General features: G+C 71.5%; 21 protein-coding genes. 8 read left to right on the forward strand and 13 right to left on the reverse strand.

The window, feature by feature from the left end:
- Positions 1-34 precede the first annotated feature (34 nt).
- Positions 35-1,468: an aldehyde dehydrogenase gene (locus ABD844_RS23270; protein ID WP_344881574.1), complete on the forward strand. Its 1,434-nt coding sequence runs from the start codon at positions 35-37 to the stop codon at positions 1,466-1,468.
- A gap of 275 nt (positions 1,469-1,743) precedes the next feature.
- Here the strand turns inward: ABD844_RS23270 and ABD844_RS23275 are convergent, their stop codons facing one another.
- The 5 genes from ABD844_RS23275 to ABD844_RS23295 all read right to left on the reverse strand — a co-directional run bounded on the left by ABD844_RS23275 (position 1,744) and on the right by ABD844_RS23295 (position 6,808).
- Positions 1,744-2,568 carry an alpha/beta hydrolase gene (locus tag ABD844_RS23275; protein ID WP_344881577.1) on the reverse strand — a complete coding sequence of 275 codons (825 nt, stop codon included), beginning with the start codon at positions 2,566-2,568 and terminating at the stop codon, positions 1,744-1,746.
- 10 nt (positions 2,569-2,578) lie between these two features.
- On the reverse strand, positions 2,579-3,049 hold the full coding sequence (locus ABD844_RS23280) for a helix-turn-helix transcriptional regulator (protein WP_344881580.1): 471 nt from the start codon (positions 3,047-3,049) through the stop codon (positions 2,579-2,581).
- A gap of 88 nt (positions 3,050-3,137) precedes the next feature.
- Complete coding sequence (locus tag ABD844_RS23285) at positions 3,138-3,518, reverse strand: AMP-binding protein (protein ID WP_344881583.1); 381 nt, start codon at positions 3,516-3,518, stop codon at positions 3,138-3,140.
- A 79-nt stretch (positions 3,519-3,597) separates the two neighbouring features.
- Positions 3,598-6,012, reverse strand: a complete 2,415-nt coding sequence (locus ABD844_RS23290; RefSeq protein ID WP_344881586.1) for a LuxR C-terminal-related transcriptional regulator — start codon at positions 6,010-6,012, stop codon at positions 3,598-3,600.
- A 52-nt stretch (positions 6,013-6,064) separates the two neighbouring features.
- The gene (locus ABD844_RS23295; protein WP_344881589.1) at positions 6,065-6,808 is read right to left on the reverse strand and encodes an AMP-binding protein; all 744 of its coding nucleotides are present in this window, start codon (positions 6,806-6,808) and stop codon (positions 6,065-6,067) included.
- Between the two features lie 325 nt (positions 6,809-7,133).
- On the opposite strand from ABD844_RS23295, the gene typA reads away from it, so the two are divergent.
- Positions 7,134-8,984, forward strand: a complete 1,851-nt coding sequence (gene typA / locus ABD844_RS23300) for a translational GTPase TypA (protein ID WP_344881592.1) — start codon at positions 7,134-7,136, stop codon at positions 8,982-8,984.
- A 370-nt stretch (positions 8,985-9,354) separates the two neighbouring features.
- Positions 9,355-11,751 carry a hypothetical protein gene (locus ABD844_RS23305; RefSeq protein WP_344881595.1) on the forward strand — a complete coding sequence of 799 codons (2,397 nt, stop codon included), beginning with the start codon at positions 9,355-9,357 and terminating at the stop codon, positions 11,749-11,751.
- 30 nt (positions 11,752-11,781) lie between these two features.
- On the opposite strand, the gene ABD844_RS23310 is transcribed toward ABD844_RS23305, so the two are convergent.
- From ABD844_RS23310 to ABD844_RS23325, 4 genes are all read right to left on the reverse strand, one after another.
- On the reverse strand, positions 11,782-12,432 hold the full coding sequence (locus ABD844_RS23310) for a DUF2461 domain-containing protein (protein ID WP_344881598.1): 651 nt from the start codon (positions 12,430-12,432) through the stop codon (positions 11,782-11,784).
- Between the two features lie 43 nt (positions 12,433-12,475).
- Complete coding sequence (locus ABD844_RS23315; RefSeq protein ID WP_344881600.1) at positions 12,476-13,273, reverse strand: polysaccharide deacetylase family protein; 798 nt, start codon at positions 13,271-13,273, stop codon at positions 12,476-12,478.
- A 30-nt stretch (positions 13,274-13,303) separates the two neighbouring features.
- A complete protein-coding gene (locus tag ABD844_RS23320; protein ID WP_344881603.1) occupies positions 13,304-13,609 on the reverse strand; it encodes a hypothetical protein in 306 nt (101 codons plus the stop codon).
- Between the two features lie 181 nt (positions 13,610-13,790).
- Positions 13,791-14,399 carry a helix-turn-helix domain-containing protein gene (locus ABD844_RS23325; protein WP_344881606.1) on the reverse strand — a complete coding sequence of 203 codons (609 nt, stop codon included), beginning with the start codon at positions 14,397-14,399 and terminating at the stop codon, positions 13,791-13,793.
- A gap of 92 nt (positions 14,400-14,491) precedes the next feature.
- Between ABD844_RS23325 and ABD844_RS23330 the strand changes: the two genes are divergently transcribed.
- The gene (locus tag ABD844_RS23330) at positions 14,492-15,331 is read left to right on the forward strand and encodes an EamA family transporter (RefSeq protein WP_344881609.1); all 840 of its coding nucleotides are present in this window, start codon (positions 14,492-14,494) and stop codon (positions 15,329-15,331) included.
- Between the two features lie 91 nt (positions 15,332-15,422).
- On the opposite strand, the gene ABD844_RS23335 is transcribed toward ABD844_RS23330, so the two are convergent.
- A complete protein-coding gene (locus ABD844_RS23335; RefSeq protein ID WP_043618296.1) occupies positions 15,423-16,007 on the reverse strand; it encodes a sigma-70 family RNA polymerase sigma factor in 585 nt (194 codons plus the stop codon).
- Positions 16,008-16,258: 251 nt separating this feature from the next.
- On the opposite strand from ABD844_RS23335, the gene ABD844_RS23340 reads away from it, so the two are divergent.
- The 4 genes from ABD844_RS23340 to ABD844_RS23355 all read left to right on the forward strand — a co-directional run bounded on the left by ABD844_RS23340 (position 16,259) and on the right by ABD844_RS23355 (position 20,301).
- Complete coding sequence (locus ABD844_RS23340; RefSeq protein WP_344881612.1) at positions 16,259-17,332, forward strand: PLP-dependent cysteine synthase family protein; 1,074 nt, start codon at positions 16,259-16,261, stop codon at positions 17,330-17,332.
- 91 nt (positions 17,333-17,423) lie between these two features.
- Positions 17,424-18,458: a FecCD family ABC transporter permease gene (locus ABD844_RS23345; protein ID WP_344881615.1), complete on the forward strand. Its 1,035-nt coding sequence runs from the start codon at positions 17,424-17,426 to the stop codon at positions 18,456-18,458.
- A complete protein-coding gene (locus tag ABD844_RS23350) occupies positions 18,458-19,501 on the forward strand; it encodes a FecCD family ABC transporter permease (RefSeq protein ID WP_344881618.1) in 1,044 nt (347 codons plus the stop codon). Before ABD844_RS23345 ends, ABD844_RS23350 begins: the two co-directional genes overlap by 1 nt.
- The gene (locus tag ABD844_RS23355; RefSeq protein ID WP_344881621.1) at positions 19,498-20,301 is read left to right on the forward strand and encodes an ABC transporter ATP-binding protein; all 804 of its coding nucleotides are present in this window, start codon (positions 19,498-19,500) and stop codon (positions 20,299-20,301) included. Before ABD844_RS23350 ends, ABD844_RS23355 begins: the two co-directional genes overlap by 4 nt.
- On the opposite strand, the gene ABD844_RS23360 is transcribed toward ABD844_RS23355, so the two are convergent.
- From ABD844_RS23360 to ABD844_RS23370, 3 genes are all read right to left on the reverse strand, one after another.
- Positions 20,280-21,956 (reverse strand): tetratricopeptide repeat protein, encoded by a 1,677-nt coding sequence (locus ABD844_RS23360; protein WP_344881624.1) that lies wholly within the window; start codon positions 21,954-21,956, stop codon positions 20,280-20,282. The two genes, ABD844_RS23355 and ABD844_RS23360, sit on opposite strands and share 22 nt — an antisense overlap.
- A gap of 290 nt (positions 21,957-22,246) precedes the next feature.
- Entirely contained in the window at positions 22,247-23,422 is a 1,176-nt protein-coding gene (ftsY, locus tag ABD844_RS23365) for a signal recognition particle-docking protein FtsY (RefSeq protein WP_344881627.1), read from the reverse strand.
- Positions 23,423-23,528: 106 nt separating this feature from the next.
- On the reverse strand, positions 23,529-25,801 hold a 2,273-nt coding region (locus tag ABD844_RS23370; RefSeq protein WP_344881630.1), incomplete at its 5' end, for an AAA family ATPase.

Genomic DNA, 25,801 nt, shown 5'->3' on the forward strand with positions numbered 1-25,801 from the left:
AAGCAAGCATTCGGTCAAGCAGGAGGCTCGCGACATGCGCCAGCACGACAAGCTGTTCATCGGGGGCGAATGGGTGGCCCCGGCGGGAACCGGCACGATAGAGGTCATCTCCCCGCACACCGAGGAGGTCGTCGGCCGGGTGCCCGACGGCACGGCCGAGGACATGGAGCGCGCGGTCGCCGCCGCCCGTGCGGCCTTCGACCACGGGCCCTGGCCGCACATGACGTTCGCCGAGCGGGCCGAGGTGATCGGCCGGCTGGCCGCGATCTACAACGAGCGGCAGGGCGAGATGGCCGGGCTCATCACCGAGGAGATGGGCTCGCCGATCACGTTCTCCAACCTCGCGCAGGCGCCGCAGCCGCTCGGCATGCTGCGGTACTACGCCGAACTGGGCAGGACGTTCGTGCAGGAGGACGAGCGGCCCGGGCTGTTCGGCCCGGTCACCGTCCGCAGGGAGCCGGTGGGCGTGGTGGCGGCCGTGGTGCCGTGGAACGTGCCGCAGTTCGTGACCATGACCAAGCTCGCCCCGGCGCTGCTGGCCGGCTGCGCGATCGTGCTCAAGCCGGCGCCGGAGACGCCGCTGGACGCGTACCTGCTGGCCGAGTGGGCGCACGAGGCCGGCCTGCCGGCGGGCGTGCTCAACATCGTGGCCGCCGGCCGCGAGGCGGGCGAGCACCTCGTCTCGCACAAGGACGTGGACAAGGTGGCCTTCACCGGCTCGACGGCGGCCGGGCGGCGCATCGCGGCCATCTGCGGCGAGCAGCTCAAGCGGGTCAGCCTGGAGCTGGGCGGCAAGTCGGCCGCGATCATCCTGGACGACGCCGACCTGGCCGCGAGCATGGGCTTCCTGTCCATGGCCACCCTCATGAACAACGGGCAGGCGTGCGTGGCGCAGACCCGCATCCTGGCCTCACGGCGGCGCTACGACGAGGTCGTGGACGCGATCGCGAACATGGCCGGCTCCCAGCCCGTCGGCGACCCGGCCGACCCGGCGACCGGCATCGGCCCGCTGGTGGCCCAGCGGCAGCAGGAGCGGGTGGAGGGGTACATCAGGATCGGCATGGAGGAGGGCGCCAAGGTCGTCGTGGGCGGCCTGGAGCGGCCGTACGACAAGGGCTGGTACGTGGCGCCCACGGTCTTCGCGGGGGTCGGCAACGACATGCGCATCGCCCGCGAGGAGATCTTCGGCCCGGTGCTGGCGGTGATCCCGTACGAGGACGAGGCCGACGCCGTACGCATCGCCAACGACAGCGACTACGGCCTGGCGGGCACGGTCTGGACGGCCGACGCCGAGCACGGCATGGAGGTGGCCCGCAAGGTGCGTACGGGGACGTACGGGGTGAACTGCTTCATGCTGGAGACCAACGCCCCCTTCGGCGGCTACAAGGCCAGCGGCATCGGCCGCGAGCTGGGCCCCGAGGGCCTCAACGGCTATCTGGAGTACAAGACGATCGCCCGGCTCGGCTGAGCGAAGCCGACCCCTCCGAAACCGACCCCGCCGAAACCGACCCTGCCGAAGCCGGACCCGCCGAGGACGGCGGGGCTTGACGACCGTGGGGCCCGCGGCACGTGCCGCGGGGCCCCGTCAACGCAGGATGTGCCACCCAGCGCGCCCCCGCGACGCTGGGCAACCGCCTGGTTACTACAGCAGTATGTCCCACGGCCACCGCAAAGACGGTTTCCTTCCCCAGGGACTTTCTCCCGGCGGATTTCATACATCCGCCCTAGGTAGACGTCTTTACGCTAGGAAAAGTTCGAAGAGATCCATTTGCCGATTCTGCGGACCAGTTCAGGCGTCGCCGCCGACTCCGCGTGCCCGAATCCGGGCTCGATCCACAGCTCCTTCGGCTCCCGCGCACCGGCGTAGAGCTGGTTGGCGTGGTCGAGCGGAAAGAAGGCGTCCGCGTCGCCGTGCACGATCAGCAGCGGCGTCGGCGCGACGAGCCCGGCGGCCTCGTGCGGCGGCACCGGGATCGGGTCCCACCGGCCCCGCGCGATCCTCGTACGCTTGGCCATCCTGGCCGCCAACCGGCCGAACGGCCGCTCGATGGCCCAGTGCACCTGCCGCATCGGCCTGGTGCCCCGGTAGTACCAGCGGGCCGGGCCGCTCACCGCCACCACGGCGTCGACCCCGCCGATCAGCCCGGCGTGGCGCACGGCCACCGCCGCCCCCATGGAGAAGCCCACGACCGCGATCTTGGCGTAGCCGACCATCCTGGCGTGCCGTACCGCCGCCTCCAGGTCGAGGATCTCCAGGTCGCCCACCGTGGTCTCGCCGCCGGAGCGGCCGTGGCCGCGGAAGTCGAAGGCCACCACACCGCCGTAGCCGCTCAGCACGTGCGCGATGCGGCGCGCGGTGCGCTCCCGCCAGGAGCCGGTGAAGCCGTGCGCCACGACGATGCCCACGTCCGCCCGCGCCCCAGCCCGGACCTCCACCCGCGCCTCCACCCGCGCCTCCCCACTGGGCCCCGTACGGGCGTCCACGCGGGCCGGCGGGGTGTGCGCGGCGTCGATGCGGACCCCGTCCTCGGTTCTCAGCATGACGGGGAAATGGGGTGCGATGGGCATGGACCCGAGCTTATGACCGCCCGGTCTCCCGGCCGTGCTCGGCCGCCCACACCGCGATCTGCGAGCGGGTGTCGAAGCCCAGCTTGTCCATGATGTTGGCGACGTGCCTGGCCACCGTGGCCGGGCTGATGACCAGCTCCACCCCGATGGCCCGGTTGCTCAGCCCTCGGGTCAGCAGCGCGGCGATCTCGCGTTCCCTGGTCGTCAGGCCGCCCTGCCGGGGGCCCGCCGCCGGTACGGACGGCATCAGCGCGGGATCGCCGACGCGGGCCGGCTCCACCAGCCACACGCCGTCGGCGAACCGGGCGGACGCCTGCGCCGCCACGCGCAACGACAGCCTGGACTTGCCGATGCCGCCCACGCCGCTCAGCGTGATCACGCGTTCGTCGCGGACGAGGGAGCCCAGCTCGGAGAGGTCACGCGCACGCCCGACGAAGGGGTTGGGCTCAACGGGCAGATTGTGCGGGACGTGCACGGTCATGTCGCGGCCCAGGTGATCTTGGGAGAAACTCCTTCGCCGTCAAGTCTCCCTCGCCGCGCCGTCCCGCGGGATCGCTTTGCCTGCGAAGTCAGCAGCCGGTCGGGGACGGGTGTGAGTCGGTCAGGTCGGCGACGCTCATGATGATCCGCACCCGGGTCTCGTCGGCCGCCTCCAGGGCCTGCGGGAGATTGGAGACCATCACGCGGGCGCAGCTCTCCTTGATGCGGTCGTGCAGTGTCGGGGTGTCCAGGTCGGCGGGCAGGGGCCACACGACACCGCCCGCGGCGATCACCGCGTCGGTCGCCACCAGCAGGTCGGGGCCGACGGGCAGGCAGATGAGCACGGTGTCGCCAGCGCGCACTCCTCTTCGCCGCAACTGGACGGTCGCGACCGCGGACCTCTCGTCCAGTTGCTCCTCGGTGAGCTTCAGGCCCGTGCCCGAATCCACCATCACGATCCGCTCATCCATGTCGCCCACGGTATGGAGGGCGTCTCGTGCACACATGGGGCGGAATATGCAGATCCCTATGCAGAAGCGCGCGCCCCCGCTACGAGGACGGGCTCGGGTGCTCGGCGGCCCAGACCGCGATCTGCGCCCGTGAGGTATATCCAAGCTTCTCCATGATGTTGGCGATATGCCGGGCCACCGTCGCAGGGCTGATCACCAGTTCCTCCGCGATGGCCCGGTTGGACAGGCCGCGGGTGAGCAGGCCGGCGATCTCCAGCTCGCGGGTGGTCAGCAGCGAGTGCTTGACACGCTCGGCCGCGACCGGCGCCCGCTGCGCGGGCCGCTCGCCCTCCAGGACGTGGCGGGCGGCGTCGTCGGGGCTCATCGCCCGGCCGCGCGACCACAGCGACGTCGTACGCCCGTCGCCCAGCTTCGTACGGGCCCGGCCGAGCAGCTCCTCGATCCTGGTCGTGGCCGAATGCTGGCCGATCGCCTGGCGCAGCGTGGCCGCCGCCGCCGCGGCCAGCACGGCCCCCTCCAGGTCGCCTTCGTACTCGGCCAGCACCGACAGCCCCACCAGGCACCGGGCCACGCCCTGGCGCTGCCCGGTCTCCCTGCCCAGCGCGAGGCTGGCGGCCAGCCGCTCACGCGCGACGCCGAACTCGTGCAGCATCGCCGCCACCCGGCCGATCCTGGCCAGGCAGCGCGCCAGCTCCAGCTCGCCGCCCAGCTCGCTCAGCCAGGGCACGGCCATCTCGTATTGAGCCTTGGCGGTCACCAGGTCGCCGCGGGCCTCGGCCACCGCACCGAGCTGGGCGGCGGTCCTGGCCATGATCCAGCGGTGGCCGTGCTCACGCGCGCGGGCGAGCGCGTCCTCGCCGTGGCGCTGGGCCTCGCGCAGCCGGCCACGCGTCAGGGCCACCGCCGACAGCCCGGCCAGCCCCGCCGCCTGGTTCCAGGTGTCGCCGGAGCGCAGGGCGAGGGCCAGCCCCTCCTCCGCGTGGTGCAGCGCCTCGTCGGAGCGGCCGATGCGCAGCAGCACCACGACCATGAGGCTGTGCATGACGCAGCGCGGGAAGATGTTGTCGGGCGCCATGCCGTCCAGGCTCTGCCCGGCCACCTCCAGCGAGCGGCCCAGCTCGTCTCGCGCCTCGAGCCCGTAGGCGAGGTACGCCCGCCCGTGCGCGATCTGCTCGGCGGGCACGCCGTCGGTGTCGAGCGAGAGCAGCAGCTCGACCCAGCCGACGATCTCCGTCAGGTTGCCGCCCAGGGGCAGCAGCCCTGTGCTGGTCTGGCACAGCCGCAGGCCCTGGGCGATGTTGCCGGACTCGGCGGCCCAGTCGAGCGCCACCCGCTGGTCGTCGATCAGGTCGCGGCTCGCGATCACGGCCTCCAGCCGCTTGGGCCACGGCACGCCCTGCTCGAATATCTCCCGTTCGAAGTGGCGCTGCTGCAGCTCGCACAGCACGTCGAGGTGGCGCTGGCGCAGCACCTCGCGCTCGCCGGCCTGGTCGAGGCGCTCGACCGCGAAGCGCTTGATGGTCTCCAGCAGCCAGTAGCGCCTGCGGCTCTCGTCGCACAGCACGAGGGACTTGTCGACCAGGCCGCCGAGCAGATCGACGATCTCGCCGGCCGCGATGGGCCGCTCGGCGCAGATCTGCTCGGCCAGGTCGAGATCGAAGTCTCCGGCGAACACCGACAACCGGCGCAGCAGCACCTGCTCCTTGACCGAGAGCAGGTCGAAGCTCCACTCGACGGCCGCCAGCAGCGTGCGCTGCCGGGCCGGAGCCGTACGCCCGCCGGTGGTGAGCAGGGAGAACCGGTCGTCGATGCGGTCGGCGATCTGGCCGGGGCTGAGCAGGCTCGTACGGGCCGCGGCCAGCTCGATCGCCAGCGGCAGCCCGTCGAGCGCCCGGCACAGGCGCACCACGTCGGACAGGCTCTCGGGGCCCAGCCGGGTGCCCGCGGCCACCGCGCGGTCCATGAACAGTTGCACCGACTCGGCCTCCGGGGTGGCCTGGTCGGGCAGGTCGAGCGGCGGCACCCGCCAGATCAGCTCGCTGGCGATGCGCAACGGCTCACGGCTGGTGGCCAGCACGCGCAACGCCGGGCAGGCCGCCACCAGCGCCGCGGCCACCTCGGCGCACCTGTCGACCAGGTGCTCGCAGTTGTCCAGCAGCAGCAGGCAGCGCTGGTCGCGCAGCCTGGCGGTCATGGTGTCGAGGAGCGGGCGGCCCGTCTCCTCGCGTACGCCGAGCACCCGGGCGATCTCCTGCTCGACCAGCTCCGGACGGCTGAACCTGGCCAGCTCGACCAGCCAGACACCATCGGGGAAGGCGGGCAGCAGCCCGTCGGCCACCACCAGGGCCAGCCGGGTCTTGCCGATGCCGCCGACCCCGCACAGCGTCACCACGCGGGTCTCCCCGAACAGGCCGTGCAGGTCGTCGAGGTCTCTCTCGCGGCCCACGAACCGGTTGGGCGCGGCCGGAAGGTTGTGCCGGGGGAAATCTGGCATGTGCTCACCCTGCGTCGCGGAAGGATCACACTCTCCCACAGTGTCGCACTTTTCACAGGCCAAGCGAGCTTACGACCGCCCTTTCGTCGACGACACGCAGAACGGGGTCGCCCAGCAGCCGCCTGGCCAGGTCGTACGGGGCGACGACCACGGTGGCCCGGCGCTCCTGGGCCAGCACGCGGCAGCCGAGCAGGCTCGGCTCGTGGGGGACGACGACGTGGGCGCCGGAGGTCATCGCCAGATCGATGACCCGCAGGCCGCGGAACGGCTCGCTCACCGCGCTGATCAGGACGTCGTCCTTGCCCACCACCAGCCGCATGGAGACCCTGCGCAGATCGGCGGCCAGCTCGGTGTTGTCGAACATGCGCACGCCGTCGAGCGTGAACGCGGGCCCCGCCAGCGGCCCGAACTCCAGCATCCCGCCGGCCAGCAGCTCGCTGAACGGCCGGGCGCCCGGCGTGGGCCGGAACGAGAAGACCTGGTCCACCTTGACCGAGGCGGGGTCGTAGTGGTCATGGGCGATCATCATGCGGGCCGCGCCCGTCGACCCGAGCACCGCGACCCCGCCGGCCCAGGCCACGGCGTGCACCGCCACGGGCAGGGTCGCGCCGAGCGGGACGTTGACGAGCACGTGCTCGCCGTAGCGCAGCCCCTGGGCCCGCAACCCGGCCGCGGCCCTGGTCACCCGTCTCGCGAAGGCCGCGTAGGAGAGCACCTCGCCGGTCCTGACGTCGCTCACCGCCGGCTGATCGCCCTGCATCGGTGCGGCTGCCATAACCAGCTCAGTCCAGGTCATGCCGCCAATCTAAGGACCAGGCCGGGGCTTGCCATGCGCACAATTGTGCAACCAGCTATGTAGACCAGCGCCTCTGACCATACGTATGGACTACAGGCGGATCATAGGTACCCCATCGGCACGGTCCGTACGCGCGGCGCGGGCGCGGGGACACCGTTCGCGTGGATGTTCGGGCAGGTACCGGCCCCTCAGGCGTAACGGCGGCGTCGCCCGCGCGTACCCTCCCCGCCATCTTGCCCCGCGCCTGCCATCGGAGGGGATCAACTAGACTTAGGAGGTCGCGACTTCGCGCGGCCGCCCCCACGACACAGAGCGAGACGTCATCATGCCTTTGAACAGCCGCGACGACCTGCGGAACATCGCGATCATCGCGCACGTCGACCATGGCAAGACCACGCTGGTCGACGCCATGCTCTGGCAGTCCGGGGCATTCCGCGCCAACCAGGATGTCGACGACCGCGTCATGGACTCCAACGACCTCGAGCGCGAGAAGGGCATCACCATTCTCGCGAAGAACACGGCGGTCAAGCACGGCGGCATGACCATCAACATCATCGACACGCCCGGGCACGCAGACTTCGGCGGCGAGGTCGAGCGCGGCCTGTCGATGGTCGACGGCGTCGTGCTGCTGGTCGACGCCTCCGAGGGGCCGTTGCCGCAGACCCGGTTCGTGCTGCGCAAGGCGCTGGGCGCCAAGATGCCGGTCATCCTGTGCATCAACAAGGTCGACCGCCCCGACGCGCGCATCAAGGAGGTCGTCGACGAGGTCTACGAGCTGTTCATGGACCTCGACGCCACCGAGGAGCAGATCGACTTCCCGATCGTCTACGCCTCCGCGAAGGCCGGCCGGGCCTCCATGGAGCGTCCCGCCGACGGCGGCATGCCCGACTCCGAAGACCTCGAGCCGCTCTTCGACATCATCAAGTCGACGATCCCCGCGCCCACCTTCGACCCCAGCGCGCCGCTGCAGGCCCACGTCACCAACCTCGACGCCTCCTCCTACCTGGGCCGCATCGCGCTGTGCCGGATCCACCAGGGCGTCATGCGCAAGGGCCAGCAGGTGGCCTGGTGCCGCACCGACGGCTCGATCCAGCGGGTCAAGGTCACCGAGCTGCTCATGACCGAGGCGCTGGAGCGCAAGCCGGCCGAGGAGGCGGGCCCCGGAGACATCATCGCCCTCGCCGGCATCCCCGACATCATGATCGGCGAGACGCTGGCCGACCCCGACGACCCGCGCCCGCTGCCGCTGATCACGGTCGACGAGCCGGCCATCTCGATGACCATCGGCACCAACACCTCGCCCCTGGTGGGCAAGGTCAAGGGCGGCAAGGTCACCGCCCGCATGGTCAAGGACCGGCTCGAGAAGGAGCTGGTCGGCAACGTCTCGCTGCGCGTGCTCCCGACCGACCGCCCCGACGCCTGGGAGGTGCAGGGCCGCGGCGAGCTGGCGCTGGCCATCCTGGTCGAGCAGATGCGCCGCGAGGGCTACGAGCTGACCGTCGGCAAGCCGCAGGTGGTCACCAAGGTCGTCGACGGCAAGGTGCACGAGCCGGTCGAGCGGGTGACGGTCGACTGCCCGGAGGAATACCTCGGCGCGGTCACCCAGCTCCTGGCCGTGCGCAAGGGCCGCATGGAGCACATGACCAACCACGGCACCGGCTGGATCCGGATGGAGTTCGCGGTGCCGGCCCGAGGGCTGATCGGCTTCCGTACGGAGTTCCTGACCGAGACCCGCGGCACGGGCCTGGTGCACCACGTGTTCGACTCCTACGAGCCGTGGTTCGGCGAGCTGCGCACCCGCAACAACGGCTCCCTGGTGGCCGACCGGTCCGGCCCGGTGACCGCGTTCGCGATGCTCAATCTCCAGGAGCGCGGCGTGCTGTTCATCTCGCCCGGCACCGAGGTCTACGAAGGCATGATCATCGGCGAGAACTCCCGGTCCGACGACATGGACGTCAACATCACCAAGGAGAAGAAGCTCACCAACATGCGCTCCTCCACCAGCGAGGAGACGGAAAAGGTGATCCCGCCGCGCGCCATGTCGCTCGAGCAGGCCCTGGAGTTCATCCGCGAGGACGAGTGCGTGGAGATCACTCCGGAGAACGTGCGCATCCGCAAGGTGGTGCTCGACGGCGCCACCCGGGGCCGCGCCGCCGCCCGCGCCAAGCGCGCCTGACGCCGAAGTTCCCCACCGGCCGCGTTTTGCTCGCTTTATGCGAACAAGGCGCGGCTTTCGGCTAATTACCGACATCACGGGTTATTGTCGGCTGTCAACCCCCCGCCCCAGCCTCCTGCGATGCCGGAGACTCCCCCGGGCCACGCCGTAAAGAAGCGTTGTCATGGTAGAGCTGTAATCACACCGTGACCTTTCGATATAGAACAATCGCGCGCACCGGAGAATCATCCAAATTGTGGGAAAGCTCCGAATGGCAATCGCGTTCGGGCTGGCTCTGGTGTCATTGGGGGCAATCGTTTGGTGCACCGTCGCAGCCAGACCGGTAACAGGCCCTGCGCCGCCCAGGGGCGGGGCGCCGCACAACCCGTGGGTGGCCGCCGCCGGCCGCGCCGATCCCGAGGTGCGCTGGGCCCGCAAGGCCTCCACCGAGGTGACGATCAGCAGAGCGCGCGAGGCCGACCTGGAAGAGGTGCCCGAAGGGCGCCTCGACCCCCGCAACCGCCAGGTCAAGGTGAGCATCGTGCACCGGCTCCGCCTGGCCAGGAAAGACCCGCTCGTCGAGGCGCTGCGGCAGGGCGGCGGCTTCCCTGGCACACTCCAGCAGGTCACCGACGCCGCGTTCGGCGCCACCAAGGTGGACGGGCCCGGCCTCGCGCCGACCACCCGCCTGGCGCCCGTCCTCAGCTCGACCGCGACGCGGACCACGGCGCAGTTCACGGTGACGATCCTGCGCCAGCTCACCACGGACGACCTGCTGAAGCTGGACTTCAACGCCCCCAACGCCTTCCCCCTGATCGTGACCGGCCGCTCCATCGCCGTGCTGCCCGGGGAGTGGCGGGTGCTGCGGCTGGAGGGCATCACGCCCGAGCTGGAGCAGGAGGACCGGCTGACCTTCGTGGTCGGGGCCTACCCGGTGAGCATGACGCTGGCCCCCGACGCGTACGGGTTCGCCGACGAGGAGTTGGCCGACGACTTCTCGTGGGCCACCGCGCTGGGCGCGCTCACCGCGGCCGCGCTGCTCGTCTTCCTGCTGCGCTCGCTCGGCCAGGGGTGGTGGACGCGGCTGCCCAACCGGGAGCTGTTCGTCGGGCTGGCACTGGCGGCGCCCATCCTGCTGATCCCGCTGTTCGCCGAGAGCTGGTCGGCGGCGGCGTACGTGATCCTCTTCGTCGCCGTGCCCCTGCTCGCGGTGCGGCACGCGGGCCGCATGATCCCCACCAGCCCGCCGTGGACCACCCGTGACCTGCTGATCGCGACCGGGGCGGGCGTGCTGCTCGGGCTCGGCATGCTCAGTTGGTCGTGGCTGCACGGGCAACTGTCCGGCCAGGCCCTGCTGGCGGGCGGGGCGGTGGCCGCCCTGGCGGCGGCCGGCTCCGCCGTCGCGTTCAGCGTGGACCTCGGGGTGCGGGCGGTGATCGTACGGCTGGCGGTGTTGTCGGCCGCGGCGGCCATCGCGCTGCTGGCGCTGGCGCTGTGGCTGCGGGCGGTGCTGGGCGGCGTGTACCCGCCCGACAGCATCCGGCTCGTCCTCGCGCTGGCCTGGGCCCTCATCCCGATCGCCGCCCTGGCCCTGGCGACCAAGCAGTGGAAGCGCCAGGCCGTCGTGGGAGCCGTGGTCATCAGCCTGCTCGTGCAGGGCTGGCCCACCGAGTGGCTGGACTCGGGGTCGTGGAGCCTGGCCGTCGAGCAACCGGAGCCCCGGCTCGGCAGCCTCACGCTCACGCCGATCGTGCGGGGAGTGCTGGGGTTGTTGCTGCTCGGGTTCGTGATGCTGGTGCTGCGGCTGAGGCGGCTCGGCGGGCGGCTGCCTGCGATCGACAACCCGGTCGCCGAGTCGACCATGATCGCCGTACTGATGGTGCTGTACGTCACCCCGGGCGGCAGCACCACGCTGGCCGACATCGACGTGCCCCTGCCCCTGCTCGCCGTCACCTCGCTCGTGGCCTGGGGGACCTCGCGCTGGCTGCTCACCGGCCCGCGCCTGGCCGTCGCCGAGCCCGCCGACCAGGACGAGCACCGGCGACTGGTCAGGGCCGCCCTGCACCGCCGCCTCCTGCTCGTCTCCGAGCAGGAGCTCTACCGCATCGGACGCGGCCGGATCGGCGCGGGCGACCTGTCGATCCCCGACTTCGAGGAGCAGCGCAACGCCCTGGAGGGGGCGCTCAACCGGCACGGGAAACATCCGGAGACGGCCTTCGCGACGTGCGCGGGATGCACGCCCTGGCACAACGGCGTGCACGCGTTCACCGTCGCCCTGCTGCTGAGCCTGCCCTTCGCCCTCGTGTACGGCCGCCCCGAGGGCGTCGACCTGACCAGCTTCGTCTTCGACAGCCGCTACCTGTTCGCACTGCCCGCCTTCGGGTTCCTGTTCGGCTACTTCTACCCGCGCCTACGTGGCACCCAGCCGATGACCAAGGCCCTGTACCTGATGGCGGCGGCCCTGCTGACGGAGCTGTCGGGATATCTGTCGACGCTCGCCGAGCCGGACATCGGGGCCATCGACAAGCTGCAGGTCGTGGGCATCGTGGTGGGCCAGGTGATGCTGGTGTGCATCGGGCTGGGGTTGTTCTGGGAGTGGCGGATCATGCACCTGGCGGGGGAACCCTGGGCGCGGGTGCGCAACCTGCGCAGCGTACGCAGCCTGGCCGCGCCGACCCTGGCCCTGGTGCTGGCGGCGGGCACCACGGCGGCGTCGTCGGCGGCGGGCCAGACGGTCGACCGCATACTCAAGGGCGACCAGGTCACCAGCTCGACAACCACCCGCTGACCGTCGGGCCCCGGCGAGCCCGGCGGCCGGTCAGCGGCGGGGCAGCTCGCTCCCGCGTACGTGCGCCCCCAGCCACTCCACCAGCGGCCCGAACGACCGCCACGCGCGCTCGACCCGCTCCCGCGCCTCTCCCGTGTGCACCCACGGCTCTGGCTCGAACTGCAGGCCCGCGTACAACGACTTGTGCCGCAGCAGCTCGATCCGCGGATGGTCCTCCTCGAACCCCCGCGGCCGGGTCTTGAGCCGCTCGCCCAGCAGCTCGTAGCCCTCGGCCACGAGCGACTCTGTGATCGACTCCAGCGGCTTGCCCGACAGGTCGGAGTCGACCGCCGCCCGGTAGCGGGCCACCTGGTCGGCGGCCGTGGTGTAGACGCCGCCCGCCGTGAACAGCCCCGCCGCGCTCAACTCGACGTAGAGCCCGATGCCGGGCATCAGGTCGGCGAACGCGCCCTGATGCGTCTTGTACGGGGACTTGTCCTTGGAGAAGCGCACGTCGCGGTAGGGCCGGAAGAGCTGGGCGCCCCCGAACTCCCCGGCCAGCTCGTCGGTGAGCGCCACCATGGGCGCCCGCACGCAGTCTTCGTAGAGGTGCTTGTGCCGGGCGAAGTAGGTCTTGGAGTTGTCCGCCTCGAGCCCCTCGTAGAAGAGGAACGCCTCGTCGGGAAAGCCGGTGAAACCCATGCCGACAAGGGTGCCACGACCGACCGACAACCCGGAAAGCCGATCACCGCGCCATGTACATCCGCCCCGGCGAGGGAGTCCTGCCGTACAACTCCGAGACGGTGACGAAGGTGTAGCCCTTCCTGCCGAGCGTGTCGAGCATCTCGGGCACGGCGTCCACGGTGCTGCGGTGGATGTCGTGCAGGAGGATGATCGACCCGGGCTTGGCGCTGCCGGCCCGCCTGGCCACGACGGAGGAGACCCGGTCCCGCCAGTCCATGGTGTCGACGTTCCACATGATCTGGGCCAGGCCCTCGCGCCGGGTCTCGGCCGCGACCTCCTCGTTCGTCGCCCCGTACGGCGGGCGCATGACCCGCATCCGCACCCCCGTGAGCCGCTGCACGATCTCCTCCGTGTGCTCCAGCTCCCGTCTGAGCGCCTCGTGCGACAGCCCGGTGAGCGCCGGATGGCTCCACGAATGGTTGCCGATCTCGTGGCCGTCGTCCACGATGCGCCGGACCGTGTGCCCGCCCTTGTCGGCCGCCACCATCTGCCCGACGACGAAGAACGTGGCCTTGACGTCACGCACGCTCAACATGTCAAGGAGCCGCCAGGTGTGCTCTCCTGGCCCGTCGTCAAAGGTCAGAGCCACACATTTGAGCCGGGCGCAGTCGAACTTGCGACTGCGCGGCCAACCGGCCTGCATCGAGACCAGCTTCTTGGCCAGGACGACCGGATCGACCGCGACCGGCGGCCGGGCGGGTACGACCGGCGTCTTCGACTGCTGCTGGCGGCGCGGCACCGACTGCGTGACACAACCCACCAAGGCGAGCAGGGCCAGCGGCAGGGCCCAAACGCGCATGCTTCCCCCCGAAACGCCGCATGCGGGGGCCTACGGATAATCCTGGACCGGTGCCCCCCGCAGCTCCCTGACCAGGTCGTCCCACCAGAGTGGGATATCCGCCTGCAATTCCTGGAAGCGGCGCGCCACGCGCATGGCACATCCGACCGGATCCGTACCCAGATGCCGACGTTTCACCGGCCCTTCCTGCCAACGGTAAAAACCATCTCTATAGCGCACGACCAGGCCGATCCACACGGAGATGGTCTCGTCATCGCCGACCTCGTAGGCGCTGGTGACACCCAGACCGTGCAGCTCCATCTGGAGTTTCTCCGTCGCCGTTCGGGCCTCGCTCACACGTCACCCCCTGCCGACGTTCGCCGTCCGGGCCCACCGACGGGCGCGGCCACCGCACACAGGGGATGTACCCAGCCACGGGCATCAGCCGTCCAAGACATGGAGTAATCATGAAACTCCACCGGGTCATCCGTAGGGCTTTCCCGCTTATTGGTCAGGTTATTTGTCAGGAGTCGCGTGGTCACCCGTGCGGGTCGCGCGGCGCGTACGCCGGGGGCACGTCGTGGGCCTCTCTCGGCTCGGCCACGACCATGACGAGCCTCAGCTCCTCGGTGCCCCGGTTCGCGTAACGGTGCGGGCGGTCGGCGGTGAAGAGCACGGCGGCGTCCTTGCCGATCACGTGACTCCTGCCGTACACGGTGAGCGTCAGCTCGCCCTCCAGCACGGTCAGCATCTCGCGGGTGCCCGGCGGGTGCGCGTCGCCGTCGTGGTGCTCGCCCGGGGCCAGCCGCCAGTCCCACAGCTCCATGATCATCGGCATGTCCGCGCCCACCAGCAGCCGCGCCTGTACGTCGCCCTGGTGGAACGTGACCACCTCCGACTTGTCCACCACCCGCACCGTCGGCACGTCGGCGACCTCCACCAGCCGGGCCACGGTGACCCCGAGCGCGGAGGCGATGCGGGTGAGCGTGGAGACGCTCGGGTTCGTCCGGCCCTGCTCGACCTGCACCAGCATGCCCCTGCTCACCCCCGATCTGGCGGCCAGCGCGTCGAGGGTCAGCCCGCGGTGGGCGCGCTGGGCGCGGACGTTGTTCGCGATGGCCTGGTTGACCAGCTCCGGATCTTCCATGGGAGTGCAGTGTAGTGAATTAGATTTGCAGTGGAATGTACTCTATGTGATGTACTGCCAGTGCAATACATTGAACTGGAAGGGAGTCCGCCGTGACAGTGATCCTGGCGACCGCCTGCGCGATCGTGTACGGCACGGCCGACTTCTTCGGCGGCCTGGCCACCCGGCGCTCCCAGGTGCTGTCGGTCGTGGCGCTCTCGCAGACCGCGGGCCTGGCGCTGATCCTCGGCCTGTTACCGCTGCTGCCCGGCGCGTACGACGGCACCGCGCTGTCCTGGGGGCTGGCCGCGGGGCTGTCGGGGGCGGCCGGGCTGGTGCTGTTCTACCGGGCGCTGGCCACGGGCGTCATGTCGGTCGTGGCCCCGACGACCGCGGTCACCTCGGCCGCGCTGCCCGTGGTATTCGGGCTGGCGTCGGGCGAGCGGCCGCAGGTCTGGGCGCTGGTGGGCGTGGCCCTGGCACTCGGGGCGGTGCTGCTGGTCAGCCAGGACAGGTCCGAGGGCGGGCGGGTCTCACTCCCCGTGGTGCTGACCTCCCTGGCCGCGGGCGCGGGGTTCGGCGGCTTCTTCATCCTGCTGGCCATGGCGCCGCACGAGGCCGGCCTGTGGCCGCTGGTCGGCGCGCGCATGTCGTCGGTGTCCGCGGTGGCCCTGCTCGCGCTGCTCACTCGCCGCGGGCTCAGGCCGGGCCCCGGCTCGCTGCACATCATCGTGGCCGCCGGGGTGCTCGACATGGCCGCGAACGTGCTCTACCTCCTGGCGCAGCGGGGCGGCCTGCTCAGCCTCGTCGCCGTGCTCGTCTCGCTCTACCCGGCCAGCACACTGCTGCTGGCCAGGCAGGTGCTCGGGGAGCGGCTGCGGGCCGTACAGGTCGCAGGGGTGGTGTGCGCGCTCGCCGCGGTGGCGCTCATCGCCGTCGCACAGCACCCCTAGCCCGTTTCGCCCATTAGCCCGTTTCGCCCATTGACGACCCCTGCCCGGCTACATCACGACGGGGGTCGCGGGCGGGCCCTTGAGCCTGGTCTCAGGCGGCGCGCTGGGCGGGGAGGCGCACGGCGCCCTCCTCGCGGGCGTACTCTTCCAGCATCCCGCGGAGCTGGCGGCGGCCACGGTGCAGCCGCGACATCACGGTGCCGATGGGCGTGCCCATGCGCTCGGCGATCTCCTTGTACGCGAAGCCCTCCACGTCGGCCAGGTAGACGGCCACGCGGAAGTCCTCCGGCAGGGAGCGCAGGGCGTTCATCACGACGCTGTCGGGCAGCCGGTCGAGAGCCTCCGTCTCGGCCGAGCGCAGGCCGGTCGAGCTGTGCGACTCGGCGGCGTGCAACTGCCAGTCCTCGATGTCCTCGGCGGCGGACAGCTTGGGCGAGCGCTGCTTCTTCCGGTAGTCGTTGATGAAGTTGTTGGTCAGGATCCTGTGCAGCCACGCCTTGAGGTTGGTGCCCTCGCGGAACTGGTGGTAAGACGTGTACGCCTTGGCCACCGTCTCCTGCACCAGGTCCTCCGCGTCGGCGGTGTTGCGGGTCAGACGCATGGCGGAGGCGAAGAGCTGCGACGTCACGGGCACGACATCGCGCTCGAACCAGTCCTGACGCTGCTCATCGGTCATAGTGATCAAAATCATTTCCCCCTTGCGCTATCCCCCGTTTCGGCCCAGGCCGCCTGACGGCGGTTCCATCCTCCCAAGTCCTAGGTAAGGGATGCGTTAGGGAGGTTCCGCCTCGCTCAGCAGGGGGTTTCGTCCATCTGCTCGCGGCGTGCGTGGTCACGTCCACGGCCGGACAAGTCTCGTTAGCATAACACTACCCACCCAATATTGTAGGAATAGTGGCGAAAGTCACATGGGATAGCGTATGGAGGGTGAGATTCACGGACCGTCATGATACCGGCACGCGCCGCTGGGTGGCGGAGGCCATTCGCAAGGTCGAGGCCGACGCCAACCGAAGTTGCGACACCCATCTCCACGTCTTTCCGCTGCCCTCGCGCTGGGGAGTAAACCTTTATCTGAAAGACGAGTCGGTGCACCCAACCGGTTCACTCAAACATCGGCTCGCCCGCTCCCTATTCCTGTACGGCCTGGCCAACGGCTGGATCGGCCCGGCCACGACGATCGTGGAGGCGTCGAGCGGATCGACCGCCGTCAGCGAGGCTTACTTCGCCCGGTTGCTGGGCCTGCCGTTCATCGCGGTCATGCCCGCGTCCACCTCCCCGGAGAAATGCCACCTCATCGAGTTCTACGGCGGGAAATGCCATCTGGTCGACGACCCCGGCGCGATCCATGACGAGTCGCACCGCCTGGCGGCCAAGACCGGCGGCCATTTCATGGACCAGTTCACCTACGCGGAGCGGGCCACCGACTGGCGCGGCAACAACAACATCGCTGAATCAATCTATTCACAGATGTCCATGGAGCCCCACCCGGTGCCGGCCTGGATCGTGGTCGGGGCCGGCACCGGCGGCACCTCCGCCACCATCGGCCGCTACATCCGCTACCGCCGCCACCCCACGCGCCTGGCCGTCGCCGACCCGGAGGGCTCGGCCTTCTACCCGAGCTGGGTCTCGGGCGACACCTCGGTCACGACCCCCGGCTCGCGCATCGAGGGCATCGGCCGGCCGCGCGTGGAGCCCTCGTTCCAGCCGACGGTCATCGACCGCATGATCGCGGTGCCCGACGCCCGCTCGATCGCGGCCATGCGCTGGACGCGCGAGGTCACCGGCCTCGACGTGGGCGGCTCGACGGGCACGAACCTGGCGGCCTGCGTCGACCTCGTCGCCGAGATGCGCGCGGCGGGCGAGCGGGGCAGCATCGTGACGCTGGTGTGCGACAGCGGCGACCGCTACCGCGGCACGTACGGCAACCCCGGCTGGCTGGCCGGCCAGGGCCTCGACACCGAGCCCCACCTGGCTGAGCTGCGCGCTTTCCTGACCGGCTGACCCACGACGAGTAAGGCATACCTAAATTAGGTTAGCCCTGCCTAAGCTGGCATACTTCAGCGAGATCGGGCAATCGTCGAGGAGGACACGGGTGAGCGCAACCGCCGTCGCCCCGCGCCTCCATGGCATTCACCGGCGCAGGCTCGGCATCCTGCTCGTTCTGTTCGCCTCCGTGGCCGTCGCCGTGGTGCTGAGCATCACGATCGGCTCCAAGTCCGTCCCGCTCGCCGACGCCTGGCACGCGCTCACCGCCCCCACCGGCACCGAGAACGACATCGTCATCCGCTCCCTGCGCCTCCCGAGGACCGCCCTGGGCGTGCTGGCCGGGCTCGCGCTCGGCGTGGCGGGCGCGCTCATGCAGGGTCACACCCGCAACCCGCTCGCCGACCCCGGGCTGCTCGGCGTCACGCAGGGCGCGGCGTTCGCGATGGTGTCGTCGATCATCCTGTTCGGCGTCTCCAGCCTGCTCGGCTACATCTGGTTCGGCCTGGCGGGCGCGCTGGTGGCCAGCGCGGCGGTGTTCGCGCTGGGCATGGTGGGGGGCAGGGGGAGCCCCACCCCGGTCACGCTGGCGCTCGCCGGAACCGCCGTCAGCGCCCTCCTGTACGCCATGACCTCGGCCATCGTCCTCCTCGACGAGCAGGCCATGGACGTGTTCCGTTTCTGGCAGGCGGGCTCGATCGCGTCCAGGGGCGCCGACGTGCTCTGGCAGGTGCTGCCGTTCATCGTGGCCGGTCTGGTGCTGGCGATGGTGAACGCCCCCGCGCTGAACGCCCTCTCACTCGGCGAGGACGTCGCCCGCGGCCTCGGCCAGAACATCCCCATGACCCGGGCCGTCGGGGTGGCCGCCGTCACCCTGCTGACCGGCGCCTCGGTGGCCGCCTGCGGCTCGCTCGCCTTCGTCGGGCTCATCGTGCCCCACCTGGCCCGGCCGCTGTCGGGCACCGACCACCGCTGGCTGCTGCCGTTCTCCGGGCTGATCGGCTCGGCGCTGCTGCTGGTCTCCGACGTGATCGGCCGCCTGGTCGCACCGCCGGGCGAGCTGGAGGTGGGCGTGGTGCTCGCGCTGCTCGGCGCCCCGTTCTTCGTCGCCCTGGTACGCCGCAGGAAGCCCGTACGACTGTGATGACCACCCTCCCCCTTCGCGTCGGCGGCCTGTCCTGGCAGGTACGCCCGCGCGGCATCGCCGTCACCCTCACCGGGCTCGTCCTGCTGGCCCTGCTCATGGCGCTGAACATGCGCATCGGCGACATCGACCTGACGCTGCCCGAGGTGATCGGCGGCACGTTCGACGTCAACAGCCCCGCCCACTTCGTCATCATGGAGCTGCGCCTGCCCCGCGCGCTCACCGGCGCCCTGGTCGGGGCCGCGCTCGCGCTGTCCGGCGCCATCATCCAGTCGATCGCGCGCAACCCGCTGGCCAGCCCCGAGATCCTGGGCGTCACCACCGGCGCCTCGGTCACGGTGGTGGCCGGCGTGGTGGGCAGCGGCAGCGTCTACGGCGGCGTCAGCGGCCTGCTGGCCGGCGTCGGCATCCCCGCGCTCGCGCTGCTCGGCGGCCTGATCGGCGCGGCCGTCGTGTACGGCCTGGCCTGGCGGCGCGGCCTCGACGGCTACCGGCTGGTACTGGTCGGCATCGGCGTGGCCGCCGTGTTCACCAACGTCAAGTTCTGGCTGCTGACCGTCGGCGACGTCACCGATACCGGCCGCGCCATGGTCTGGATCAGCGGCTCGCTCAACGGCCGGGGCTGGGAGCACGTGGCGCCGACGGCGCTGGCGCTGGCCGTACTGGTGCCGCTGACCCTGCTCGGCACGCGTTCCCTCGACGCCCTGCGCTTCGGCGACGACACGGTGGCCGCGCTCGGCGTCCGGATGAACCCGGCCCGCGCCCTGATGATCCTGGCCGCCGTGCTGCTGGCCGCCGTGGCGACGGCGTCGGCGGGGCCGATCGCGTTCGTGGCCCTGGCCTCGCCGCAGATCGCGCTGCGGCTGGCCCGCTCGGGTCAGCCGCCGCTGCTGTGCTCGGCGGTCGTCGGCGGCGTGCTGACCACGGCCGCCGACCTGATCGCCAGAACCGTCTTCTCGCCCATCGAGCTGCCCGTCGGCATCGTCACTGCCGTGCTGGGCGCACCGTACCTGATCCATCTGATCTGGAGGTCGCGAAAGTGAGACTGCAGGCCGCCGACGTCAAACTCGGGTACGGCGACCGCCTCGTCGTGAACGGGCTCGACCTCGGCATCGAGGCGGGCACCGTCACCACCATCATCGGCCCGAACGGCTGCGGCAAGTCCACGCTGCTGCGCGCCCTCGGCCGGCTGCTCAAGCCGCAGGGCGGCGAGGTGCTGCTGGACGGCAAGCGCATCGACAGGATCCCCACCCGCGAGGTGGCCAAGATCCTCGGCGTGCTCCCCCAGGCGCCCACCGCCCCAGAAGGGCTGACCGTGGCCGACCTGGTGGCCAGGGGACGCCATCCGCACCAGACGTGGTACCGGCAGTGGTCGTCCGACGACGAGGGCGCGGTCGCCGCGGCGCTGGACATGACGGGCCTGGCCGACCTGGCCGAGCGCCCGCTGGAGGAGCTGTCGGGCGGGCAGCGGCAGCGGGCGTGGATCTCCATGGCCCTGGCCCAGGGCACCGACCTGCTGCTGCTCGACGAACCCACGACGTTCCTCGACCTGGCCCACCAGGTGGAGGTGCTGGAGCTGGTCCGGCACCTGCACAGAGAGGCGGGCCGTACGGTCGTCATGGTCCTGCACGACCTCAACCTGGCGGCCCGCTACGCCGACCGCCTGGTGGCCATGCGCTCCGGCCGGGTGGTCGCCTCGGGCACCCCGCACGAGGTGCTGACCGAGGAACTGCTGCGGGAGGTGTTCGAGCTGGACGCCAAGGTCATCGCCGACCCCGTGGCCGGCACGCCGCTGGTCGTCCCGATCGGCACCCGTTCCGCTCACGTCTCCGACAGCGCCTGACGCACGTCCTCGTCGTCGGGGGCCAGCTCGGCGGCCCTGAGCAGGTCGTGGCGCGCGGGTCCGGCCAGGCCCGCCGCCCGGTAGGCCACCGACCGGTTGAACAGCAGCTCGGCCGTCTCCTCCAGCTTCAGCGCCCGGGTCAGGTCGGCCACCGCCATCTCGTTGTCGCCGCGTTCGAACGCCAGCTCCGCCCGCCCCGCCCAGCCCGCCACCAGCTCCGGGTCCGCCTCCAGCGCCCGGTCGAAGGCCAGGCCCGACTCCGGGTGGCGGCCCTCGGCCAGCTCCACCTGCCCCAGCACGCACAGCAGGTGGGGGTCGCCGGAGGTCAGGGCCAGGCCGCGCTCCACGTCCTGCCGGGCGCGTACGTGGTCTCCAGCGGCCGCGTGCAGGCCGCAGCGGTTCACGTACGCGGGGGCGAAGGCCGGGTCCAGCTCCAGCGTGTAGTCCAGGTCGGCGCGAGCCCCCGTCAGGTCGCCCGCCGCGTAGCGGACCTCCGACCGGTTGTAGTACGCCTCGGGGAAGGGCGGGCTGAGCCGCATCACCGCCTCGTAGTCGGCCAGCGCCTCCTCAGGACGGCCCAGCTCGTGCAGCAGGTTGCCCCGGTCGAGGCGGTAGTCGGGATAGCCGGGGTCGGCCTCGACGGCCCGCGTGTAGTCGGCCAGCGCCGCCTCCCGCCGCCCGGCGATGGCCAGGAGCTGGGCCCTGTTGGCGTACAGGACGAGCCGGTGGATCGGGTGCTCGCCCGCCAGGTGCGTCTCGGCCAGCTCGATGGCCTGCCCCACCAGCTCCATGGCGACGTCGCGGTGGCCCCTGCGCACCTCGACCAGGGCCTTGCCGTTGAGGTCGAACCCGAGGTGGAAGGCCCGCTCCCGGGCGTCGGGCAGCAGGGAGGTGATCGTGACGGCCTCGTTGATCCAGGCCAGGGCCTGCTCGGGGTCGCGGCGGGCGCGGTCGTGGTGGCGTACGAGGGTCATGGCCGTGGCGTACGCGGCCGTGGCGCGGTGCTTCGGGTCGGTGCTCTCGCGCCTGAGCCGGTCGTACAGCTCGCGGGCCTCGTCCTCGCGCTCGACGGCCTCCAGCGCCGCGGCCACCCGCAGCAGGAGGTGCTGCCAGCGCTCCGGGTCGTCCGCGTACGCCGCCCCGCGCAGCGCCTCCAGCCCCGACTCGGCCATGGCGTGGTGGAAGCCCTCGTCGCGGAAGCGGTCGAAGTCGGCCGGCAACGGGCCCGAGCCGGGGGCCGACGGCCCCTCCTCGACGCTCAGCAGCCCGGGGTCGAGCCTGCGCCGCAGCACCCGCACCAGCTCGGCGTCGGTGTGGTCGGCCCCGCCCAGGTTCGCCACGACCAGCGTGAGCGGGCCCGAGCCGGCCAGGTGGTCGCGGACGAACTCGGCCAGCCCGTTGGCGATCCGCAGGCTGCGGCGCACGCCGGGCACCAGCACACGCTGCCCCCGTGGCAGGTCGTCGGCCAGCGAACGCCTGCGGGCGGGCACCGCCGCACGCAGGCCGGGCGCGGCGGCCCGGATCTCGATGTCGTGCGCGGCGACCAGGGAGGGCCGTCGTTTCAGCGCGGCGGGCACCAAATGGCCGAGCAGGGCCGCGCCCAAGGTGTAGGGGCCGCCGATCCGGCGGTCGGCGTCCAGGAAGATCGTGTCCACGTGGTGTCTCTTCCGTGCTCCGGTGCGGCCGGCGCCCCCGCCGGGACGCCGGCCTGAGTGGCTCAGGCGTGGTGCCTCGGCGCGGCTGCGGCGGTCGGCTTCACGGTGCCTGGCCGGTGGACGACGATCTTTTTCATGGGCGGCCTCTCACGTTCATCCGGAATTTCACGTACACACACGAAACCCGAACGATCTTTTATGAACCGCTACATATCAACACACTAAAAATCGTCGATCAAGATTTGTCCCGGTAAGGGCTGATACGCCGGTAATTACCGGACGACCGGAACTCAGTCGCCCAGGATGGCGTCCACGAACACCTCGGGGTCGAACGGCGCCAGGTCGTCGGGCCCCTCGCCCAGCCCCACCAGCTTGACCGGCACGCCCAGCTCCCGCTGCACCGAGATGACGATGCCGCCCTTGGCCGTGCCGTCGAGCTTGGTCAGGGCGATGCCGGTGATGTTGACCACCTCGGCGAACACCTGGGCCTGACGCAGGCCGTTCTGGCCCGTGGTGGCGTCAAGCACCAGCAGCACCTCGTCGACCGTGGCCTTCTTCTCGATGACCCGCTTGACCTTGCCCAGCTCGTCCATCAGACCGGTCTTGGTGTGCAGGCGGCCGGCGGTGTCGACGATGACGGTGTCGACCTTCTCCTCGATGCCCCTGCCCACCGCGTCGAACGCCACGGAGGCCGGGTCGCCGCCCTCGGGCCCGCGCACGGTGTCGGCGCCGACCCGCTCGCCCCAGGTCTGGAGCTGGTCGGCGGCGGCGGCGCGGAAGGTGTCGGCCGCGCCCAGCACCACCTTCTTGCCGTCGCCGATCAGCGAACGGGCCAGCTTGCCCGTGGTGGTGGTCTTGCCGGTGCCGTTGACGCCCACGACCAGGACGACCGCCGGCCGCTCGCCGTGCTTGGCGACGTGCAGCGTACGGTCGAGGTCGGGGTTGACCTGGGCGAGGAGCTGCTCCTTGAGCAGGCCCCGCACCTCGTCGTGCGAGCGGCTGCCGAGCACCTTGACCCTGGTGCGCAGCTCCTCGACGATCGCCTGGGTCGGCGCGACGCCCACGTCGGCGGTGATCAGGCTCTCCTCGATCTCGTCCCAGACCTCGTCGTCGAGCCGGTCGCGCGACAGCAGCTCGAGCAGCCCGCGCCCGAGCGCGCTCTGCGAGCGGGCCAGGCGCGAGCGCAGCCGCACCATGCGCCCCGCGGACGGCGGCGGGACCTCCACCTCGGGCACGACCACGACCGGCTCGGCGGGCTTGACCGGCGGCGGGAGCGTGGTGGTAGCGCCCTCGGCCTCCTCACCCGCTCCCGCGGGCCGCGCCTCCCGCTCGGGAAGCACGGGGGCCTCTGGCGGCTTGACCGGCGGGGCCGCCTTGCGACCCGGCCTGAACAGCAGGAAGAGACCGCCGGCCGCCAGCAGGGCGACGACGGCCACGATCACGATGACGCCGAGGTAACCATCCACAAGATGTCAGTTTTCCAGATCGACCACCATGGTCACACACAAGGCCACACCGATCAGGCGCAGCCGCAGCACCGGCAGGCCGACCCGCGCGCCCTGACCGCCGCCGTCAGGCCGACTCGCGCTCCCTGAGCCGCTGGCTGACCACCTGCGTCACGCCGTCGCCCCGCATCGACACACCGTAGAGCGCGTCGGCGATCTCCATCGTGCGCTTGTTGTGGGTGATGACGATGAGCTGCGAACTCTGCCGCAGCTCCTCGAACAACGTCAGCAGCCGCTGCGTGTTGGTGTCGTCGAGCGCGGCCTCGACCTCGTCCATCACGTAGAACGGCGACGGCCGCGCCTTGAAGATCGAGATCAGGAACGCCACCGCCGTCAGCGAACGCTCGCCGCCCGACAGCAGCGACAGCCGCTTGACCTTCTTGCCCGGCGGCCTGGCCTCGACCTCGATGCCGGTGGTCAGCATGTCGGACGGCTCGGTGAGCACCAGCCGGCCCTCGCCGCCGGGGAAGACCCTGGTGAAGATCTGCTCGAACTCGCGGGCGACGTCCTCGTAGGCCGAGGCGAACATCTGCTCCACCCGGTCGTCGACCTCCTTGACCACGGTCAGCAGGTCGCGCCTGGTCTTCTTGAGGTCTTCGAGCTGGGAGTTGAGGAACGCGTGCCGCTCCTCCAGGGCCGCGAACTCCTCCAGCGCCAGCGGGTTGACCTTGCCGAGCTGGTTCATCTGCCGCTCGGCCGCCCTGGCGCGCTTCTCCTGCTCCGCACGCGAATATGGCACGGGCGGCTCGCCAGGCACCGGCACGTCGGGGCCGTACTCGGCGATCAGGGCCTCGGCCTCGACGCCGTATTCCTCCAGCGCCCGCTGCTCCATCTGCTCCAGGCGCAGCCGCTGCTCGGTGCGGGCCACCTCGCTGCCGTGCACCCGGTTGACCAGTTTGTCCAGCTCCTGGCCCAGCTCGCGGACGCGCAGACGTACCTGCTTGAGCTCGGCGTCGACGGCCACCCTGGCCAGGTCGGCCTCGTCGCGTTCCCTGGCGGCGAGCTGGACGGAGGCCACCAGGGCCGCGAGCACCTGCCTGGCGCCCTTGCTGACGGCCTCGGCCACGGCGGCCTGCCGCCTGCGCCTGGCACGCTGGGCGGCCGCCTGGGCGCGTTCCTCGCGCTCCCGCCGCGCGGCCCTGAGCAGGCCGTCGGCGCGGCCCTCGATACCCTTGACGCGTTCCTCGGCCGTGCGCACCTGTAGACGGGTGTCCATCTCGCGCTGCCTGGCCGCGTCGCAGGCGCCCGCCAGGTCGTCGCGCAGGTCGGTGGTGGGCTCGGACTCCAGCTCCTGGGCGTATTCGGCCTCGGCCAGCCGGATCTCCAGCTCGGCCAGCTCCTCCAGCCGCTCGGCGCGGGCCTCCTCGGCCTTGGCCACGCTCTGGGCCAGCCGCTCGGCCTCGTCGCGGGCCGCCCCGGCGGCGGCCTCGAGCTGGGCCAGCTTCCTGGCCGCCGCGGCGTTGCGCTGGTCGGCCTCCCGCTGGCGGCCCCTGACCTGGTCGAGAGCGCCCTGCGCGGCGCTCACGCCGGCCTGGGCGGTGGTGACGGCGGTCTGGGCCTCGGTGACGTGCGCCTGGGCGGTCTCCAGCGCGGCCTGCGCGGCCTGCTCGCCCTCGACGGCCTCGCCGAGCGCGGCGGCGCTCTCCTCGACCCTGGACTCGGCCTCCTCCAGGTCCCTGACGGCCTCGTCGAGCGCCGCGCGCACCTGGAGCACGGAGGTGCCGCCCGCGGCGCCGCCGACGGCCAGGTGTGCGCCCACGAGGTCGCCCCGCGTCGTGACGGCCCGCAGCCCGGGGTGATGTTCGACGAGCGTGCGCGCGGTTTCCAGGTCGTCGACGACCACGACGTCGGCGAGCACGTGATCGAGGGCGGGACGCAGATGGTCGGGCACCGTGACGAGATCGGCCGCCCACCGGCCCCCACCGGGCGCCTCCGCTCGCGAGGGCCGGGCCCGGCCGTAAGCCTCCGCATCGCCGCGATCGGATCTCGCGCCGGCCTCGCCCCCAGGATCGACCCCGGCGTCACCGCCCTCCGCGCCGCGACCGTCCGGGAGCGCGACCAGGAGGGCCGCCCGCCCGGCGCCCTGAGAGCGCAGCAGGTCGAGAGCCTCCACGGCGGTGTCGAGGGTCTTGACGGCGATCGCCTCGGCGACCGGCCCGAGCACGGCGGCCACCGCCTCCTCGGCCCCCGGCGTCACCTGCATCGAGGCGGCCAGCGGCCCCAGCACCCCGCCGAGATCCGCGTCGAGCAGCGCCGCGCCGCCATCGCCCTTGGCCAGCCCCAGCTCCAGCGCCTCGCGCCGGGCGGCGAGGGCGGCCACCGCGCGCTGCGCCTCCTGGT

Source organism: Nonomuraea antimicrobica (assembly GCF_039536965.1).
In the GTDB taxonomy this organism is placed as follows: domain Bacteria; phylum Actinomycetota; class Actinomycetes; order Streptosporangiales; family Streptosporangiaceae; genus Nonomuraea; species Nonomuraea antimicrobica.

Excerpts from the sequence above, each read along its gene's own strand:
- ABD844_RS23310 (WP_344881598.1), bottom strand. The coding sequence starts at position 12,432 with ATGGGTTTCACCGGCTTTCCCGACGAGGCGTTCCTCTTCTACGAGGGG.
- ABD844_RS23280 (WP_344881580.1), bottom strand. The coding sequence starts at position 3,049 with ATGACCGTGCACGTCCCGCACAATCTGCCCGTTGAGCCCAACCCCTTC.
- ABD844_RS23315 (WP_344881600.1), bottom strand. The coding sequence starts at position 13,273 with ATGCGCGTTTGGGCCCTGCCGCTGGCCCTGCTCGCCTTGGTGGGTTGT.
- ABD844_RS23270 (WP_344881574.1), top strand. The coding sequence starts at position 35 with ATGCGCCAGCACGACAAGCTGTTCATCGGGGGCGAATGGGTGGCCCCG.
- ABD844_RS23295 (WP_344881589.1), bottom strand. The coding sequence starts at position 6,808 with ATGACCTGGACTGAGCTGGTTATGGCAGCCGCACCGATGCAGGGCGAT.
- ABD844_RS23335 (WP_043618296.1), bottom strand. The coding sequence starts at position 16,007 with ATGACCGATGAGCAGCGTCAGGACTGGTTCGAGCGCGATGTCGTGCCC.
- ABD844_RS23325 (WP_344881606.1), bottom strand. The coding sequence starts at position 14,399 with ATGGAAGATCCGGAGCTGGTCAACCAGGCCATCGCGAACAACGTCCGC.
- ABD844_RS23285 (WP_344881583.1), bottom strand. The coding sequence starts at position 3,518 with ATGGATGAGCGGATCGTGATGGTGGATTCGGGCACGGGCCTGAAGCTC.
- typA (WP_344881592.1), top strand. The coding sequence starts at position 7,134 with ATGCCTTTGAACAGCCGCGACGACCTGCGGAACATCGCGATCATCGCG.
- ABD844_RS23275 (WP_344881577.1), bottom strand. The coding sequence starts at position 2,568 with ATGCCCATCGCACCCCATTTCCCCGTCATGCTGAGAACCGAGGACGGG.
- ABD844_RS23290 (WP_344881586.1), bottom strand. The coding sequence starts at position 6,012 with ATGCCAGATTTCCCCCGGCACAACCTTCCGGCCGCGCCCAACCGGTTC.
- ABD844_RS23350 (WP_344881618.1), top strand. The coding sequence starts at position 18,458 with ATGACCACCCTCCCCCTTCGCGTCGGCGGCCTGTCCTGGCAGGTACGC.